At 68.9% G+C, this 18,206-nt stretch carries 15 protein-coding genes and 1 tRNA gene; 4 read left to right on the top strand and 12 right to left on the bottom strand.

What is annotated here, in order from left to right; genetic code table 11:
• Window positions 1-4 precede the first annotated feature (4 nt).
• From KA711_08120 to ccsA, 11 genes are all read right to left on the bottom strand, one after another.
• The gene (locus KA711_08120; protein ID MCM0608950.1) at window positions 5-1,111 is read right to left on the bottom strand and encodes a 5-(carboxyamino)imidazole ribonucleotide synthase; all 1,107 of its coding nucleotides are present in this window, start codon (window positions 1,109-1,111) and stop codon (window positions 5-7) included.
• 65 nt (window positions 1,112-1,176) lie between these two features.
• A complete protein-coding gene (gene purE, locus KA711_08115) occupies window positions 1,177-1,665 on the bottom strand; it encodes a 5-(carboxyamino)imidazole ribonucleotide mutase (GenBank protein MCM0608949.1) in 489 nt (162 codons plus the stop codon).
• Window positions 1,666-1,698: 33 nt separating this feature from the next.
• A complete protein-coding gene (locus KA711_08110; GenBank protein ID MCM0608948.1) occupies window positions 1,699-2,808 on the bottom strand; it encodes a hypothetical protein in 1,110 nt (369 codons plus the stop codon).
• A gap of 151 nt (window positions 2,809-2,959) precedes the next feature.
• Window positions 2,960-3,400 carry a histone gene (locus KA711_08105; GenBank protein MCM0608947.1) on the bottom strand — a complete coding sequence of 147 codons (441 nt, stop codon included), beginning with the start codon at window positions 3,398-3,400 and terminating at the stop codon, window positions 2,960-2,962.
• Between the two features lie 247 nt (window positions 3,401-3,647).
• The gene (locus KA711_08100; GenBank protein ID MCM0608946.1) at window positions 3,648-4,784 is read right to left on the bottom strand and encodes a ribonucleotide-diphosphate reductase subunit beta; all 1,137 of its coding nucleotides are present in this window, start codon (window positions 4,782-4,784) and stop codon (window positions 3,648-3,650) included.
• Window positions 4,785-5,054: 270 nt separating this feature from the next.
• Window positions 5,055-7,940: a ribonucleoside-diphosphate reductase subunit alpha gene (locus KA711_08095; GenBank protein ID MCM0608945.1), complete on the bottom strand. Its 2,886-nt coding sequence runs from the start codon at window positions 7,938-7,940 to the stop codon at window positions 5,055-5,057.
• A 384-nt stretch (window positions 7,941-8,324) separates the two neighbouring features.
• Entirely contained in the window at window positions 8,325-8,948 is a 624-nt protein-coding gene (gene ampD, locus KA711_08090; protein ID MCM0608944.1) for a 1,6-anhydro-N-acetylmuramyl-L-alanine amidase AmpD, read from the bottom strand.
• A 33-nt stretch (window positions 8,949-8,981) separates the two neighbouring features.
• A complete protein-coding gene (locus KA711_08085; protein MCM0608943.1) occupies window positions 8,982-10,427 on the bottom strand; it encodes a sigma-54-dependent Fis family transcriptional regulator in 1,446 nt (481 codons plus the stop codon).
• A gap of 51 nt (window positions 10,428-10,478) precedes the next feature.
• A complete protein-coding gene (locus tag KA711_08080; protein ID MCM0608942.1) occupies window positions 10,479-12,323 on the bottom strand; it encodes a histidine kinase in 1,845 nt (614 codons plus the stop codon).
• 18 nt (window positions 12,324-12,341) lie between these two features.
• The gene (locus tag KA711_08075) at window positions 12,342-12,602 is read right to left on the bottom strand and encodes a hypothetical protein (protein MCM0608941.1); all 261 of its coding nucleotides are present in this window, start codon (window positions 12,600-12,602) and stop codon (window positions 12,342-12,344) included.
• A gap of 28 nt (window positions 12,603-12,630) precedes the next feature.
• On the bottom strand, window positions 12,631-13,446 hold the full coding sequence (gene ccsA, locus KA711_08070) for a cytochrome c biogenesis protein CcsA (protein ID MCM0608940.1): 816 nt from the start codon (window positions 13,444-13,446) through the stop codon (window positions 12,631-12,633).
• Between the two features lie 77 nt (window positions 13,447-13,523).
• Here ccsA and ffh point away from each other — a divergent pair, with 77 nt between their 5' ends.
• The gene (gene ffh, locus KA711_08065) at window positions 13,524-14,921 is read left to right on the top strand and encodes a signal recognition particle protein (protein MCM0608939.1); all 1,398 of its coding nucleotides are present in this window, start codon (window positions 13,524-13,526) and stop codon (window positions 14,919-14,921) included.
• A gap of 227 nt (window positions 14,922-15,148) precedes the next feature.
• Here ffh and ftsY read toward each other — a convergent pair whose 3' ends face one another.
• Window positions 15,149-16,204, bottom strand: coding sequence for a signal recognition particle-docking protein FtsY (gene ftsY, locus KA711_08060; GenBank protein MCM0608938.1), 1,056 nt, complete (start codon window positions 16,202-16,204; stop codon window positions 15,149-15,151).
• A 77-nt stretch (window positions 16,205-16,281) separates the two neighbouring features.
• Between ftsY and KA711_08055 the strand changes: the two genes are divergently transcribed.
• From KA711_08055 to miaB, 3 genes are all read left to right on the top strand, one after another.
• A tRNA-Met gene (locus KA711_08055) sits at window positions 16,282-16,358 on the top strand.
• 81 nt (window positions 16,359-16,439) lie between these two features.
• Window positions 16,440-16,829, top strand: coding sequence for a hypothetical protein (locus KA711_08050; GenBank protein MCM0608937.1), 390 nt, complete (start codon window positions 16,440-16,442; stop codon window positions 16,827-16,829).
• Entirely contained in the window at window positions 16,826-18,199 is a 1,374-nt protein-coding gene (miaB, locus tag KA711_08045) for a tRNA (N6-isopentenyl adenosine(37)-C2)-methylthiotransferase MiaB (protein MCM0608936.1), read from the top strand. The genes KA711_08050 and miaB overlap by 4 nt, the downstream gene beginning before the upstream one ends.
• Window positions 18,200-18,206: the final 7 nt, after the last annotated feature.

Here is an 18,206-nt window from a genome sequence, read left to right as displayed (position 1 = left end):
CCGCTCAGAACGGCGGCAGGCCCAGGCGCGCCGCCGCCTGCAGGGCCACGGCACGGGCTTCGGCAGCGGTGGCCGCCGTCACCGTGAGGTGGCCCATCTTGCGCGCGCGCCGCGGCTCGGCCTTGCCGTACCGGTGCAGCCGCACGCCGGGCAACGCAAGCACGGCGGGCCAGTCGGGCTCACGCGGCACCGTGGTGGCCACGCCGTCGAACCACAACTCGCCCAGCAGGTTCAGCATGACGGCCGGCGAATGCTGGCGGGGCATCGTGAGCGGCCATCCCATCAACGTGCGCAGCTGCAGGTCGAACTGCGACAGGTCGCAGGCGTCGATGCTGTAGTGGCCGGAGTTGTGCGGTCGCGGTGCCATCTCGTTGGCCACCAGGCTGCCGTCGGCGAGCACGAAGAACTCGACACACAGCACGCCGACATAGTCCAGCGCATCGGCCAGGCGGCGGGCGCAGGCCACGGCCTGGTCGGCGAGCCCCGTGCTCACGTCGGGCGCCGGCACCTCGGTGACGGCCAGGATGCCTTCGTGGTGCAGGTTCTGCTGCACCGGCAGGTGCACGCTGTGGCCGTCGCGCCCGCGCGCGACGATGACGCTGATCTCGCGCGCCAGCGGCAGTCGCTGTTCGAGCACGCAGACCGTGCGGCCGAGCTGCTGCCAGGCCACAGCCAGCGCCCCGGCGCTGTCGACGCGCATCTGGCCTTTGCCGTCGTAACCGAGCGTGGCCGTCTTGAGGATGCCCGGCACAAGCCCGGCGCCGGCCGCGGCAGCCAGCGTGGCCTCGCTGTCGACCACGGCAAATGGCGCACAGGGCACACCGGCGGCCTGGAAGCAGGCCTTCTCGCGCGCGCGGTGCTGGCAGACTTCGACCGCGGCCGCCGGCGGCGACACCGTGATGCGCGCGGCGAGCTGCCGCAACACCTGCGCCGGCACGTTTTCGAACTCGGTGGTGGCCGCACCGCAGCCTGTCGCAAGCACAGCGAGCGCGGCCTCGTTGTCGTAGGCGGCGACGAGGTGGTCGTCGGCGGCCGCACCCGCAGGGCTGGCGGCGTCGGGCTCGAGCACGGTCACGCGCAGGCCGGCCACCTGGGCGGCGTGCACGAACATGCGCCCGAGCTGACCACCGCCGAGCACCGCGACGGCGCGGGCCTGCGGCGCGGGCGCGGTGACCCTCACGTCAGGTCCTTCGTCATGGCCCGGGCGGCGGCGGTCTGCTCGGCGCGGAAGGCCTCGAGACGCTCGTGCAGCGGCGCGTCCGCAAGAGCCAGCATCGCCACCGCGAACAGCGCGGCATTGGCTGCACCGGCGGCCCCGATGGCAAAGGTGGCCACCGGGATGCCCTTGGGCATCTGCACGATCGAATAGAGCGAGTCGAGGCCTTGCAGATGCTTGCTGGCAACCGGCACGCCCAGCACCGGCACCGTGGTCTTGGCGGCCAACATACCGGGCAGATGCGCCGCTCCCCCAGCCCCCGCGATGATGGCCCGGATGCCTCGGCCGGCGGCCTGCTCGGCATATGCGAACAACTCATCGGGCATGCGGTGCGCCGAGACCACCTGCTTGTCGTAGGGCAGGCCGAAACGATCGAGGATCTCGGCAGCGTGGCGCAGGGTCTCCCAGTCACTGGAGGAGCCCATGACAAGGGCGATCAAGGTGTTCACGTGGGGAGGCGCCAGGCTCGGCGGGAAGGGCGGTCAGAACGCAGATTCTGGCAGCCGTGGCCGCAACAGAGCCAGCGCCTCGCCCAGCCGGCGCTCGAACTCCTGATGATCGCTCGATGCGTCTCGCGCGAATTCAGACACGGACGGCGCTCCGGGGATGTCCAGCCCGGCCTGCTCAAGCGCCAGGAGCATCTTCGACAGGACCACCCGCTCGTCGGGATCCAAGGTCCTGAGCGCTTCGATGTCGATCAAGGCCGCGAAGTGCTGTGCGCGCGCCCTCTCGCCGGCCATGCAGTGGCAATAGGCCAGCTCGGCACGGAGAGCGGAGTCGTTCAAGTGACCGGCGCGAAACGACTTGCTGCCGACATAAGCTTCGAGAGCGGTGGCGGCCTTGGCGAACTCGCCAAGCATCAAGTCCGTCCGCGCAAGGCCGAACACCACATGCTCGGCCAGGGTCTGGATGCTCACCAGCTTGTTCAGGTTACGGGACGATTCCAGCTCAAGCCTGGTTCTTTCGATCCAGTCGGGGTTGCCTTGGCCCAGGGCCCAATCCAGACGTTGACGGGACAGGGCGAACGAAGCCCGGTCGAAGACCAGCGCATCGATCGAGGCCTGGTCGCCGTCGGCCACCGCATGATGGTGCGCCTGCCTGAAACAGAGCTGGGCGGCCTCGGACTTGCCCAAGACCATCTCCGCAAGCATGAGCACGAGGAAGACTCTTGTCTTCGCCGTGTGCTCCTGGGGCGGCCAGGAGTCTATGGCCAGCGCCAGTGTTCGCGCCATCGACTCGAAGCGTGAGTACTCGAAGTCCAGAAAGCCCTTCCACGCCGCGGCCAGGGCGATCACTTCGCCGTCCCGCATGGCCTGCCCCAGAAAGAGCGCCCGACTGAGCCGGTCGGTCGCGACTGCGCTGAAGGACTGGTAGTGATGCAGGACGCCTTCGGCGATCATGACCAGGCAGGTGACACGGCCGCTTTGGCCGCTCCCGAAGTCTTGACGCAAGGCATCAATCTCCCCTTGCGCCTCGGCAAACCGGCTAAGTCGCGCCAAGTACTGGGCCCGCAACGCCCGACTCTCCGCCCGTCTGTAGGGGTCGCGATCCGTTCGTATCGCTTCTTCAACCCGTCGCAGATACTGACTCATGGTCCACTCCTGCCACCACCCCGCGTCATGATTCTTTCCGCCCATGTCGACGCGGAAGCGCCTTGAACGGCGAAGACCCGACAGAAAAAAGGGCGACCCTTGCGGATCGCCCTTGTCGGATAGCCCCAGGCCCGCCGGGGCCCCGCTGAACTCAGGGCTTGTTGCCCGTGGGGAACGGCCAGGCGGCCGCCGGATTCAGCGTGGTCTTGGCAGGGGCAGCAGGCGCGGCCGCAGGCGCAGCAGGCGCGGGGGCCGCCGGCTTCTTCGCGGCCTTCTTGGCAGCCGCCTTCTTCGCCGTCGGCTTCTTCGGCGCCGCGGCCTTCTTGGCTGCAGCCTTCTTCGCCGGGGCCGCCTTCTTGGCCGGGGCGGCCTTTTTCGCCGGTGCGGCCTTCTTGGCCGCCGCCTTCTTGGCCGGAGCAGCCTTCTTCGCCGGTGCAGCCTTCTTGGCCGCCGCCTTCTTGGCCGGAGCGGCCTTCTTCGCCGGCGCCGCCTTCTTGGCGGGGGCGGCCTTCTTGGCGGCCGCCTTCTTCGCCGGAGCGGCCTTCTTCGCCGCAGCCTTCTTGGCCGGAGCGGCCTTCTTCGCAGTTGCCATAACGATCTCCTTGATCAAGTTGCAACAAGCACCACGCCGGTCGTTCCGGCGCGGGGATTCATCACCCGGGGGTCTGCCGGTGGGCACGTGCCCCCGGCGGTCGCCCCGGTGCGATGAACGGGGTCACGAACCCGCCCGGTCTGATCGCCGGGCTTGATCCGTCATTCTTGATCTCTCTGTCGCCCCGCCGCACGGTGCCCGTGCGCCGGGCTTTGGCCCGCTCTCCGGCAAGGGACTGCGCAATGGCTCAGTCCCAGGCCAGCGCGCCGCCGGTCTGGTAGTCGATGACACGGGTCTCGAAGAAGTTGCGCTCCTTCTTCAGGTCGATCATCTCGCTCATCCAGGGGAAAGGGTTCTCCTCGTTGGGATACAGCGGATCCAGGCCGATCTGCGTCGCGCGCCGGTTGGCGATGTAGCGCAGGTAGCCCTTGAACATGTTCGCGTTCAGGCCCAGCACGCCGCGCGGCATGGTGTCCTCGGCGTAGCGGTACTCAAGCTCGACAGCCTTCTCGAACAGCGCCTTGATTTCCGCCTTGAAGGCCGGCGTCCACAAGTGCGGGTTCTCGAGCTTGATCTGGTTGATCAAGTCGATGCCGAAGTTGCAGTGCATCGACTCGTCGCGCAGGATGTACTGGTACTGCTCAGCTGCACCCGTCATCTTGTTCTGCCGGCCCAGCGCGAGGATCTGCGTGAAGCCGACGTAGAAGAAGAGGCCCTCCATCAGGCAGGCAAACACGATCAGGCTCTTCAGCAACTTCTGGTCGGCCTCGGGCGTGCCGGTGTGGAAGTGGGGGTCCATGATCGCGTCGATGAACGGGATCAGGAACTCATCCTTGTCCCGGATCGACGAGACCTCGTGGTAGGCGTTGAAGATCTCGCCTTCGTCAAGGCCGAGACTCTCAACGATGTACTGGTAGGCGTGCGTGTGGATGGCCTCCTCAAACGCCTGGCGCAAGAGGAACTGCCGGCATTCGGGCGCCGTGATGTGGCGGTAGGTGCCCAACACGATGTTGTTGGCGGCCAGCGAGTCGGCGGTGACGAAGAAGCCGAGGTTGCGCTTGATGATGCGGCGCTCGTCTTCGGTCAGGCCGTTGGGATCCTTCCATGTCGCGATGTCGCGCGACATGTTCACCTCCTGCGGCATCCAGTGGTTTGCGCAGGTGGAGAGGTACTTCTCCCAGGCCCACTTGTACTTGAACGGCACCAGCTGGTTGACGTCGGTCTGGCCGTTGATGATGCGTTTGTCGGCGATGTTGACGCGCCGCTCGCCGCTGGCGTGAGCGTCGCCAGACGCTGCGACCCGTGGCGGCGTGGGCAGCGTGGCGACTGCCGGAAACGGATTGCTGGGCAGCTGAAGCGGCAGCGATGCTGCTGCGGGTAGCACCGAGAATGCCGGAGCGGCAATCGGCGCGCTGTGGGCTGAAGGCTTCGGCGGCGCGATCGGCGCCTGCGGCGGCATCACGGTGGGTTGTGGCTTGACTTCGTCTTCCCAGACCAGCATGGGTTCTACGTCCTGTGGCGTTGAATTATCCGAGTGTTGTGCGCGAACACCAAGCACTGGTTGACATCGCGATGAACTCGTTGTTGCAGCAGCGCATCGTGGCAGGACCCATGCAGTGCCTGCCGACGATGCGGCCCGTCGATCAGCAAGGCCTCACTGGCAGGCTTCGCAATCGGGGTTGTCGATCGAGCAGAACTTGACGTCGCTCGCGGGCTCGGCGTTCGCCGCCGAAACGGCCGTCGACACCGCGCCGCCGGTTGCACCCTCCACCATGGGCACCGCGTTCAGCGCACCCGGGGCCACCGTGCTCTTCTCGCTGTAGGTGGCGCTGGTGGTGCGCAGGTAGTACGTGGTCTTCAGCCCACGCAGCCACGCGAGCTTGTAGGTCTCGTCGAGGCGGCGGCCCGACGCGCCGGCCATGTAGATGTTGAGCGACTGCGCCTGGTCGATCCACTTCTGGCGCCGCGCGCCGGCCTCGATGAGCCAGCTCGGGTCGACCTCGAAGGCCGTGGCGTACAGACGCTTGAGCTCCTCCGGCACGCGGTCGATCGGCCGCAGCGAACCGTCGAAGTGCTTGAGGTCAACCACCATCACATCGTCCCAAAGGCCGAGCTTCTTGAGGTCGCGCACCAGGTACTCGTTGACGACCGTGAACTCGCCCGACAGGTTGCTCTTGACGCTCAAGTTGCCGAAGCTCGGCTCGATGGAGGCGTCGACACCGATGATGTTGCTGATGGTGGCCGTGGGCGCGATGGCCACGCAATTGCTGTTGCGCATGCCGTGCTCGGCAATGCGCTGGCGCAGGGCGGGCCAGTCCATCGACTCGCTGCGGTCAACCTGCACCCACTGCTCGCCGCCGCGCGCCTGGGCCAGCAGCGACAGCGTGTCCTGCGGCAGGACTCCGCGGTCCCAGAGGCTGCCTCGGTAGCTGCTGTAACGGCCGCGCTCGGCAGCCAGCTCGGTGCTGGCCCAGTAGGCGTGGTAGCACACGGCCTCCATGCTGCGGTCGGCGAACTCCACGGCCTCGGTGCTCGAGTACGGCACGCGCAGCTGGTACAGGCAGTCCTGGAAGCCCATCAAGCCCAATCCCACCGGGCGGTGGCGCAGGTTGCTGTCGCGAGCCTTCTTCACCGCGTAGTAGTTGATGTCGATGACGTTGTCGAGCATGCGCATGGCCGTCGACACGGTCTTCTTCAACTTGGCCTGGTCGATACGGCCATCCTTGAGGTGCTGCACCAGGTTCACCGAACCGAGGTTGCAGACGGCAATCTCGGTGTCGGAGGTGTTCAGCGTGATCTCGGTGCACAGGTTCGACGAGTGCACCACGCCCACGTGTTGCTGCGGCGAGCGGACGTTGCAGGCGTCCTTGAAGGTGATCCAGGGATGGCCCGTCTCAAACAGCATCGAGAGCATCTTGCGCCACAGGTCCCGGGCCGGCATGCGCTTGAAGAGCTTGAGCTCGCCACTGTCGACCTTGGCCTCGTAGGCGGCGTAGGCGGCCTCGAACCCGGTGCCGAACTTGTCGTGCAGATCGGGGCAGGTGCTGGGGCTGAACAGCGTCCAGTGACCGCCTTCGATGACGCGCCGCATGAACAGGTCGGGGATCCAGTTGGCGGTGTTCATATCGTGCGTGCGACGCCGGTCGTCGCCGGTGTTCTTGCGCAGTTCGAGGAACTCCTCGATGTCGAGATGCCAGGTCTCGAGGTACGCGCAGACCGCGCCCTTGCGCTTGCCGCCCTGGTTGACGGCCACTGCGGTGTCGTTGACGACCTTCAGGAAAGGCACGACGCCCTGACTCTCGCCGTTGGTACCCTTGATGTGGCTGCCCAGGGCGCGCACGCGCGTCCAGTCGTTGCCCAGGCCACCGGCAAACTTGCTCAGCAGCGCGTTCTCCTTGATGGCCTCGTAGATGCCGTCCAGGTCGTCGGCCACCGTGGTGAGGTAGCAGCTGCTGAGCTGGCTGCGCCGTGTTCCGCTGTTGAACAGCGTGGGCGTGCTGCTCATGAAGTCGAAGCTGGAGAGCACCTCGTAGAACTCGATGGCTCGGGCCTCGCGGTCGATCTCATTGAGCGCCAGGCCCATGGCCACCCGCATGAAGAAGGCCTGCGGCATCTCGATGCGCCGCTTGGACACATGCAGGAAGTAGCGGTCGTACAGCGTCTGCAGGCCAAGGTAGTCGAACTGCAGGTCGCGCTCGGCCTTGAGCGCGGCACCGAGCCTGACGAGGTCAAACTGCAGCAGCTTGTCGTCGAGCAGCTCGGCTTCGATGCCCTTCTTGACGAACTGCGGGAAGTACTCGGCGTAGCGCGTGGCCATCTGCGCCTGGTTGATCTCTTCGCCCAGGATCTCGCGGCGGATGGTGTGCAGCAGCAGACGCGCGGTGGCGCGCGTGTAGGCGGGCTCCTTCTCGATCAGGGTGCGCGCGGCCAGGATGGCGGCCTTGTAGACCTCGTCGATCGGCACGCCGTCGTAAAGGTTGCGGCGGGTCTCGGCCATGATGGGGTCGGCCTGCACCTCAGCGCCGAGGCCGGCGCAGGCGCTGTCGACCAGGGCGCGCAGCGCGCCCATGTCCAGCGGCACGCGCTGGCCGTTCTCCAGCACGTGCAGGTCGGGCGCCTTGACGACCGCCGGCGTGCCCTGGCGCGCGCGCTCCTGCGCGCGGCGCTCACGGTACAGCACGTAGGCGCGCGCCACTTCGTGGTGACCGCCGCGCATCAGGCCGAGTTCGACCTGGTCCTGCACATCCTCGATGTGGAAGGTGCCGCCACCCGGGCGGCTGCGCAGCAGCGCGCGCACAACGCTGCCGGTGAGCTGCTCGACCGTCTCGCGCACGCTGGCCGAGGCCGCGCCCTGCGTGCCATGCACCGCCAGGAACGCCTTCATCAGCGCGACCGCAATCTTGTCGGGTTCGAAGCCCACCACCGCACCGTTGCGGCGGATGATCTGGTAAGCGGTGTAGGCGCCGGCCTGCGGAGCGGTGCTGGTGCTGGCCAGCGGCATGCGCTGCGGCGCCGGGGTGGCGATGTCGACAGATTGCATTCGATCCCCTCTGTGTCGTTCGTGATGCGCACCGCCGGCGCGCAAGCCGTCGATGCGGTGAATATGCCCAGGCGCCCCTGCCCGGGTGGGCGGGTACTGTCGCCAAGCACGGCCTGCGCGTGACGGGCCCGGTGGTGTCGGAGGGCCGCCGCGGTCAGCGGGATTCCCGGTAAAGCACTATATCTGGGGTGCCAACCCCCATCAAGGCACTAGCGCTAGTGTGCACCAAGGGCCTTCCCGGATTGCCCACCGTTGTGCCGACGCCGCGGCCGCGCACGCGCGGCCGCGATCCGTCAGCGGCCAGACGCGGCTCGCTGGCCACACTGCCGCGCCCGTCTTGGTACGCCGCTGCGGCCGCCGCGCCAGCAGGGGCGAAACGCAGCGTCACGGCCCCGGAGAGCGCACCGTTGCTGAAGCGCGCCGCGGAGCCAGCCCGACACGCGGCACCCGCAGCGGGCTGCGTTGCAGGCTACGCGCCAGGCCGAACCAGTCAAACGCTGGCCCGGGATCCGTCTTGCGACCCGGGGCCACGTCCTCATGCCCCACCACCTCGCGCAGCGGATACCGGCGGGCCAGCGCAGCCAGCAGGCACACCAGCGAAGCGTATTGCGCCTGCTCGAAGCCACCGCTGTCCAGGCCTTCGAGCTCGATGCCGACGGACCAGTCGTTGCAGTTCGACCGCCCACGCCAGCTCGACACACCCGCATGCCAGGCGCGCGCGCCCGTGGCGGCGAACTGCACGACGCGCCCGCTGCGCCGCACGAAGAAGTGGGCCGAGACCTGCAGGCCGCGGATGGACTCGAAGTACGGGTGCTCGTCCCAATTCAGGCGGTTCGTGAACAGGCGCTCGACCGCATCGCCCCGGTAGTGGCCCGGCGGCAGGCTGATCGAGTGCACGATGGCCAGCGTCGGCTGCACGCCCGGCGGACGCGGCCCCACGTTGGGTGAAGGGCGCCAGGACGCCGGTGCCCACCAGCCGTCGCCGTGCCAAGCCGCACGCCGGCTCACCGCCCGGCCCTGCAAGCGCCGCGGACGCGCCGCTCAGGTCGGATCGCCATCGGGTTCGGCCGCCGCCGCATCGCCGCCGATCCCCAGCCGGGCCATGCGGTAACGCATCTGCCGCAGTGAAAGTCCCAGGCTCGCGCCGGCGGCAGTCCGGTTGTAGCGATGGCGCTTGAGCGCGCGTTCGAGCACCTGCCGCTCGACCTCGTCAAGGTAGGCCACGAGGTCGCTCGGCAGCGTGGGCTCGACCGCAGCGGCCAAGGCCGCCCCGGGCTGCTGCTGCGGTTCGGCCTCTGCGACCGTGTCTTCGAAGCGGCCTGCGGGCAGGCCAAGGTCGTCGACGCCGATATCGGGCCCGCTGGCCAATGCCAGCGCGCGATGCAGCAGGTTCTCGAGCTCGCGAACGTTGCCCGGGAAGGCATGGCGGAGCAGGCGCTGCTCGGCGTCTGGCGCCAGCTCGGGGGGCACCGTCACACCGACATCACGGGCGATACGCTCGATGACCGCGCGGCAAATGGCCGGCACGTCGCCCATGCGCTCGCGCAGCGGCGGCACGACGATGCAAATGACGTTGAGGCGATAGAAAAGGTCCTGCCGGAAACGGCCGCTCTGCACCTCGGCACCGAGGTCCTTGTGCGTGGCGCTGACGATGCGCACGTTCACGGGCTGTTCGGCGGTCGCGCCCAGTGGGCGCACGGCGCGCTCCTGGATCACGCGCAGCATCTTGCTCTGCATGGACAGCGGCAGGTCGCCGATCTCGTCGAGGAACAGCGTGCCCGACTGCGCGGCCTGGAAGAAGCCTTCGCGGTCTTCGTGGGCGCCGGTGAACGCACCCTTGCGGTAGCCGAAGAACTCCGCCTCGAGCAGGCTCTCGGGAATGGCCCCGCAGTTGACAGCCACGAACGGGCCGCCGGCACGTGCCGAGCAGTCATGGATGGCCCGCGCCACCAGCTCCTTGCCCGTGCCCGACTCGCCATGCACCAGCACCGGGGCCATGCTGCGCGCCACCTTGTCCACCAGCGAGCGCACCTGTTGCATCGCGACCGAGTCGCCGAGCAGCCGCTGCAGCGCCGGCCGCCGCGGTGCACCCGCCGGTGGCGTTTTGCGCGTCGCAGGCGCCGTGGGCAGGCGGCCCAATGCCGACGCCACGACGGCGCGGAACTGGCGCAGGTCGACGGGCTTGGTGAGGTAGTCGTAGGCGCCCGACTTCAAGGCCTCGACTGCGTTCTCGGGTGAGCCGTAGGCCGTGATGACCACGGTCTTCTCGGGCCGGCCGGCCTCCTGGAGCCGGTGCAGCAGGTCCAGCCCGCTGCCGTCGGGCAGCCGCATGTCCGTGATCAACAGCTGATAGCCGCCCGCGCCGCGTTGCTGCAGCATCGCCCAGCCTTCCGCCACCGAGCCAGCACTGTCGACGTCGTAACCCTCGCGCAACAGGGTGAGCTCGTACAGCGTGCGCAGGTCGGGCTCGTCGTCGACGACGAGCAGGCGGAGGTTGGGCGTGTTGGACACGGGCGGCGGGTTCGCTCAAGGAGCCAATCAGGCCAGCGGCAGCGCGGGCGCGGACGCAGACCCTGTGAGGGTCGTTCGGCGCATGCGCACCGCGAACTCGTTGCGCAGCCGCTCGGTCGCGGGCAGGGGACGGTACTCGATGCTGGCGCCGTAGCGTTCGCACAGCTCGCGGCAAATATACAAGCCGAGTCCGGTGCCGCGGCTGCGGGTCGAGAAGAACGGCTCGAACAGCCGCCGCTCGACCTCGGGCGCAATCTGGGCACCGTCGGACAGCACCGACAGCAGCGCGAGCCGTTCGTCCAGGGCCAGCAGGCGCAGGACCACCGAACCGGGCTCGCCGCTGGCGTGCCGCAGCGCGTTGTCGAGCAGGTTCACCAGCACGCGGCGCAGGTGCTCGGGGTCGAAGTCCACACCCAGCGGACTGGCGTGCAACTCGGCGCGCAGCGGGCTGGCCGGGCCCATCGACAGGCCCTGCGTGCGCACCCAGTCGGCCGCAGCCTGCGCCACCACCGCTGCCGCGTCCACGGCCTGCGGCGACGGCAGGGAACCGGGTGCCACCTCCATCACGTCGTCGACCAGCCGCTTCAGGCGCTGCACGTTGTCGTCCACCATGGCAGCAAGCTGCTGCTGCCCCGGCGTCAGCGGGTCTTCCATCAGCAGCGCGTTGGCCTGCGCGATGGCCGCCAGCGGGTTGCGGATCTCGTGCGCGATGCCAGCGGAGACGCGGCCCATCGCGGCCAGCTTGTCCTGGCGGACCCGCGCCTGCAGCGTTCGAAGGTCTTCAAGCAAGAGCACGGCCGCCGGCTCGGAGCCTGCGACGTCGGCTGCCCACTTGCGCATGAAGCGCACGCGCAGCCGCAGTGTGCGCGTGTGGCCCTGGCCGACACCGAGCGTCACGTCCTGACCGGCCTCTGGCCACTGGCCGCTGGCCACGGCTTGCTGCGCGGCCTGCCACAGCGCGGCCCAGGCCGGCAACCGGTCCAGCGAAAACGGCGCCGGGGGCGCAAGCCCCTGATCCACCAGCAGCGCGCGCGCCGCCGGGTTGGCAGCGCGCACCTGAAGCGTTCGGTCGACCACCAGAACGCCGTCGACCATCTCCTCGATCACCAAGCGGTTGAGCCGGGCCTGCTGACGTGCCAGCTCCAGGCTGTCGTGTGCGGCCGCTTCCTCGCGCGCGAGGCGGCTGGCCAGCTCGCTGGCCAGCAGCACGATCACGAACAAGCCGATGCTCGCCAGGCCGGACTGCAGGATCAAGGTCGGTGAGTCGCCCCCGTGTTCCCAGGCCGATGCCAGCAGCATCAGCGTGGCCAACGCCGTGGTGCCGAGTGCGCGTGCGCGCGAGGTCAGCACGCCGGCCATCAGCACGGGCAACACCAGCAACGCCGCATAGTTGAACGACGTCCCGACCTCGTTCAGGTGCAGCACCGAGAAGGCCAGCAAGTCGATGCCGATGGTCGACCACCACTGACGACGCCGCTGCGAACTCTCGCTGACCGGCTCGGCCAGCGCGCCCAGGCGCGGAAGCAGCCACAACGAGATGGCCTGGGCGGCGTAGGCCAGCGTCACCAGGACGGCCCATTCGGGCTGACGGGCGCCGGTCCAGGCGCTGATGCCCTGCACCGCGACCACGCTCAGCCCGAGGGCGGCGCGCGCTGCAATGTAAGTGCGCACCACGCGCGCAAAGGCCGCGTCCTGGGCGTGGCGCAACCGATGCACCTGGCGGTCGAAAAAGCGGCTGTCACCGGCCGTCGGCGCGCTGCGGGTGGGCCCGAAGGCGTCGCTACCGCCATCGTCGATGGGTCGCTGCTCGGCAGCGCGCAGGCCGGCGCGGCGGCGGTCGCCACGGCGACGGTCGGCATCGCGAGGGTCCATCGCCGATGGCCGCGGCGCTCAGCCGCTGCGGCGCGGCCCTGCCTGGCGGTGCCCCTCGCCGCAATAGGGGTGGCCGGCGGCGTCGAACAAGGCATCAGCCTGCGGCACGTGCACGCCGCAGTGCGCACACGTGACCATCGCCTGCGGTGCCTCGATGCGCTCATCGTCTTTGCCGGGGCGAAGCGGCACCGGCGGCAGGTCGGGCGGGCGCTGTCGGCGTGACACCGCGAGCCAGGCAAGCGCACCCACGAACACGAGCAGCAGGACGACGAACTTCATCGGGGAGGGCTGCCCATGCCAAACACCGTCAGACCGCAGCGCGGCCGAGCACGACCTCGAGCACGAAGCGTGAACCGGCATAACCCAGCAGGAGCAGCACTGCGCCGGCATAGAGCCAGCGCGTGGCCTGGCGGCCCCGCCACCCACGAACCCGGCGGCCCAAGAGCAGCCCCCCGATGACCGCCCAGGCCAGCACCGAGAAAACCGTCTTGTGCTCGATCCAGCGGCCCTGCGGGGCGAGAAAGGTGGAGACCAGACCCAACACCAAGGTGGCCGTGAGGACCAGGAAGCCAACCTCGACGAAACGGAAGGTGATGCGTTCGAGCTGCAGCAGCGGCAAGCCCGGCGCCGGGCCGCGCGCCAGCGCGGCGGCGCCACTGCCGCGCAGCCGACGTTCGGCAGCATCCAGCCACAGACCGTGCAAAACGGCGGCGCCGAAGAGGCCGTACGAACCCACCCCGAGCGCGAAGTGCAATGGCGCCAGCGCCGAGTGCATGACGCGTGGATCGCCCGGGAAGGTGGCTGCCAGCAGCACCGCCACGATTCCCGTCAGGCCCAGCCACTGCCGCACCACCGGCACGGGCAGCAGCCGGCTTTCGACGGTGTAAACCGCGATCACCATCCACACGGCGGTGGACAGCACCGGACCGAAGCCCAGACGGGCACCCGGCGTGGGCTGGCCCAAGCCGCCGATGTCAATGAGCAGCAGCAGGGCATGCAGCACGAAGCCACCCAGCAGGCCCACCAGCGACAGGCGGCCCCAAGACGCCGCCGGCACCGTGGCCAGCAGATACAGGCCCGAGGCCACCAGCACCAGCAACAGCCCGCCACCGGGGGCGAGCATGGGGGAGCCGGTCGATAAAATCATGCCCGTCAGTGTGCCATGCGGCACCTGCCCCAACCCCTCACTTCGGCGCGCCCATGGCCAGCAACCTCACCGATCGGCTCTCCAGGCTCGTCAAGACGATGCGAGGCCAGGCCCGCATCACCGAGGGCAACGTGCAGGACATGCTGCGCGAGGTGCGCATGGCGCTGCTCGAGGCCGACGTGGCGCTGCCCGTGGTGCGCGACTTCATCGCCCGCGTCAAGGACAAGGCGCTGGGCGCCGAGGTTGTGGGCTCGCTGAACCCGGGCCAGGCGCTGGTGGGCATCGTGCACAAGGAGCTCGCAGCGACCATGGGCGAGGGGGTCTCGGACCTCAACCTCGCCGCGCAGCCGCCGGCTGTGATCCTGATGGCCGGCCTGCAGGGTGCCGGCAAGACGACGACCACCGCCAAGCTCGCCAAACACCTGATCACGAAGCGCAAGAAGAAAGTGCTCACCGTCTCGGCCGACGTCTACCGGCCGGCGGCCATCGAGCAGCTCAAGACGGTGACGGCGCAGGCGGGGGCCGAGTGGTTCCCGTCGCAGCCGACAGACAAGCCGCGCGACATCGCCCTGGCCGCACTCGACCACGCCCGGCGCCACTACGTCGACGTGCTGCTGGTGGACACCGCGGGCCGCCTGGCCATCGACGAGGCCCTGATGGCCGAGATCCGCGAGCTGCACGCGGCGCTCAACCCCGTGGAGACGCTGTTCGTCGTCGACGCGATGCAGGGTCAGGACGCGGTGAACACGGCCCGGGCGTTCAAGGACGCGCTGCCGCTCACCGGCGTGGTGCTCACCAAGCTCGACGGCGACAGCCGCGGCGGCGCCGCGCTGTCGGTGCGGCAGGTCACGGGCGCGCCGATCAAGTTCGCCGGCATCTCGGAGAAGATCGACGGACTGGAGGTCTTCGATGCCCAGCGCCACGCCGGCCGCGTGCTGGGCATGGGCGACATCGTCGCGCTCGTCGAGGAGGTGCAAAAGGGCGTCGACATCGCCTCGGCGCAGAAGCTGGCCGCGAAGGTCAAGAGCGGCGGCGGCTTCGACCTCGAGGACTTCCTCGCCCAGATCAGCCAGATGAAGAAGATGGGCGGCCTGTCGGGGCTGATGGACAAGCTGCCCAGCCAGCTGACCGCCAGGGCCCAGGGCGCCGACCTCGGCAAGGCCGAGAAAGACGTGCGCCGCATGGAAGGCATCATCCACTCGATGACGCCGCTGGAACGCCGCAAGCCCGAGCTCCTCAAGGCCAGCCGCAAGCGCCGCATCGCGGCCGGTGCGGGCGTGCCGGTTCAGGAGGTGAACCGCCTGCTCAACCAGTTCGAGCAGATGCAGGGAATGATGAAGAAGATGAAGGGCGGCGGGATGATGAAGATGATGAAGCGGATGGGGGGCGGATTCGGCGGCGGGATGGGCGGCGGAGGTCCGGGCGGCGGCTTCCCCGGCATGCCGCGCTGAACGCCCTGCGCTGACACTCCGAGACGCCTTTTCTGCCCGTGACCCTCGAGGCCGGGACCGCGGCGGTCGAAGTTGGGGATTCGTCCTTGACGCAACCCCTGCACCCATCCGGATGGCGATCCTCCCCCCTTACGCGGCACCGCTGACCGTGCTTGTGCTGACGGTGCCGCTGATCCCGGTGGCCGACATCGAGGAAGTGCTGCCAGAAGGTGGCTGACGCCGCGGCGTCAGCCAAGCAGCGCTTGCGCGAACTCGCGCGCGTGGAAAGTCTGCAGGTCCTCGAGCTTCTCGCCCACGCCGACGAAGTACACCGGCACCGGCCCGCCCGGCCGCGTCGCACCCCAGCGCGCGATGGCGACCAGCACACCGCCCTTGGCCGTGCCGTCGAGCTTGGTGACGACCAGGCCCGTCAGCCCCAGTGCGGCATCGAAGGCCTTGACCTGGGCCAGCGCGTTCTGGCCGGTGTTGCCGTCCACCACCAGGAGCACCTCGTGCGGCGCACCCTCCTGAGCCTTGGCGATGGTGCGGCGGATCTTCTTCAGCTCCTCCATCAGGTGCAGTTGCGTCGGCAGGCGGCCGGCGGTGTCGGCGATGACCACGTCGCAGCCGCGGGCCCGGCCGGCCTGCACGGCGTCGAAGCTGACGGCGGCGGGGTCGCCGCCTTCCTGGCTGACGATCTGGACGCGGTTACGTCCGGCCCACACCGCAAGCTGCTCGCGCGCCGCAGCGCGGAAGGTGTCGGCGGCCGCCAGCAGCACCTGGGCTCCGGACTCGGCCAGGTGGCGCGTCAGCTTGCCGATGCTGGTGGTCTTGCCGGCGCCATTGACGCCCACCACCATGATCACCGTCGGCGTGGCCTCGCCCACCACGAGCGGCTTCTCCAGCGGCGCCAGCAACTCGGTGATGGCATCGGCCAGCAGCAGCTTCACCGACGCCGGATCGGTGGCTTTGTGATCATTGACGCGGCGCTTCAGGTCGGCGAGCAGCACCTCGGTGGCCGCAACGCCGGCATCGGCCATCAGCAGCGCCGACTCGAGCTCTTCGTACAACGCGTCGTCGATCTTCGTCCCGGTGAAGACCTTCGCCAGGCTGGAGCCGGTCTTGCGCAAGCCCTGGGCGAGGCGGCCGATCCAGCCGCTGCGCTCAGCGCCTGTTTCGGGTGGCGGGGCCGCAACCGGCTCGGCATCCTGCCCGGCTGCGGTCAGGGCCGGCGGCTGGGCCGGCGGTGCGGAACCGGGGCTGGCGGCGGTCGGCGGCGCCTTCTTGCGGAAGAAGCTGAACATCGGGATGGCACCTGCGGCTGCGGACGGTGGGCGCTCTTCACACCCGCCGAAGGCTGCGGGCTATACTCGACCGTTCAGGCGCTTTAGCTCAGTTGGTTAGAGCGACGGAATCATAATCCGCAGGTCCGGGGTTCAAATCCCTGAAGCGCCACCAGAACAGCGACGGCCCGAGTCACCCTCGGGCCGTTTTTGCTCCGCCCGCCGGGCAGAGCACCACAGCCCCTGGATCCACACCATGCCCCGCTGTGCCCCGTTGCTTGCCGCCGCGCTCGTCTTGGCCGCCGCGGCCACGACCGCCCTGGCCCAGCCCAACCGGAGTTTTCCGGCCACGGCCTTGCGCGGCGATCTCGTCCTCACAGCGCCGCCCTTGGTCCTGCTGAATCGGCAGCCGGCGAGCTTGGCACCCGGCGCACGCATCCGCGATGCCGGCAACCGCATCGTGCTCAGCGGCCAGCTCACTGGCCAGACACTGCGGGTGCACTACACCCGCGACTTGCAAGGTCAGTTGCTCGACGTCTGGCTGCTCACACCGGCCGAGGCCGCGCGCAAGCCCTGGCCATCGACGCCCGCCGAGGCCGCCGCCTGGCGTTTTGACAGCGCCGCCCAAACCTGGATCAAGCCATGAACCCGACCGACGCCCAGGCCCCGAAGAAGGTCTTCATCCGCACCTTCGGCTGCCAGATGAACGAGTACGACTCGGACAAGATGGCCGACGTGCTGAGCGCCGCCCAGGGCTACGAGAAGACCGACGACCCCGAGGCCGCCGACCTCATCCTCTTCAACACCTGCAGCGTGCGCGAGAAAGCACAGGAGAAGGTCTTCTCCGACCTCGGCCGCGTCAAGCACCTCAAGAAGAAAGGGGTGCTGATCGGCGTGGGCGGCTGCGTGGCCAGCCAGGAGGGCGCGGCCATCATCGAGCGCGCGCCCTACGTCGACCTGGTGTTCGGCCCGCAGACGCTGCACCGGCTGCCGCAGATGATCGAGGCCCGCGCGCAGCAGCAGCGGCCGCAGGTGGACATCAGCTTCCCCGAGATCGAGAAGTTCGACCACCTGCCGCCGGCACGCGTGGAAGGCGCCTCCGCCTTCGTGTCGATCATGGAAGGCTGCAGCAAGTACTGCAGCTACTGCGTCGTGCCCTACACGCGCGGCGAGGAGGTGCACCGCCCGGTGGACGACGTGCTGGTGGAGGTGGCAGGCTTGGCCGAGCAGGGCGTGAAGGAGGTGACACTGCTGGGGCAGAACGTCAACGCCTACCGCGGCGCCATGGGTGACACGGCCGAAATCGCCGACTTTGCGCTGCTCATCGAGCTGGTGGCGCAAGTCCCCGGCATCGAGCGCATCCGCTACACCACCAGCCACCCCAACGAATTCACGCAGCGGCTGGTGGACGTCTACGCCCGCGTGCCCCAGCTGGTGAGCCACCTGCACCTGCCGGTGCAGCACGGCTCCGACCGCATCCTCATGGCCATGAAGCGCGGCTACACGGCCATGGAATACAAGAGCACGATCCGCAAGCTGCGTGCCGTGCGGCCCGACATCAGCCTCTCGAGCGACTTCATCGTCGGTTTCCCCGGCGAGACCGAAGAAGACTTCGGCAGGATGATGAAGCTCATCGAGGACATCGGCTACGACGCCAGCTTCAGTTTCGTCTTCAGCCCGCGCCCGGGCACGCCCGCCGCCACGCTGGCCGACGACACGCCGCAGGCCGCGAAGCTCAAGCGCCTGCAGCACCTGCAGGCCACCATCGAGGCCAACGTGCGGCGCATCAGCGCCAGCCGCGTCGGCACGGTGCAGCGCATCCTGGTCGAAGGGCCGTCCAAGAAGAATGCCGCCGAGCTGATGGGGCGCACCGAGTGCAACCGCATCGTCAACTTCGACGGCGGGCCTCAGTCGCCGCGGCTCGTGGGGCAGATGATGGACGTGCGCATCACCGAGGCGCTGCCGCACTCGTTGCGTGGCACGCCGGTGCTGCAAGACGAGCCGGCTGCAGCCTGAAGCCATC

The sequence above is a fragment of the Ideonella sp. WA131b genome (genome assembly GCA_023657425.1).
Taxonomy (GTDB): Bacteria; Pseudomonadota; Gammaproteobacteria; order Burkholderiales; family Burkholderiaceae_C; genus Rubrivivax.
Note: the sequence above shows the minus strand (reverse complement) of the source record. Positions and strands in the feature narration are given on the sequence as shown.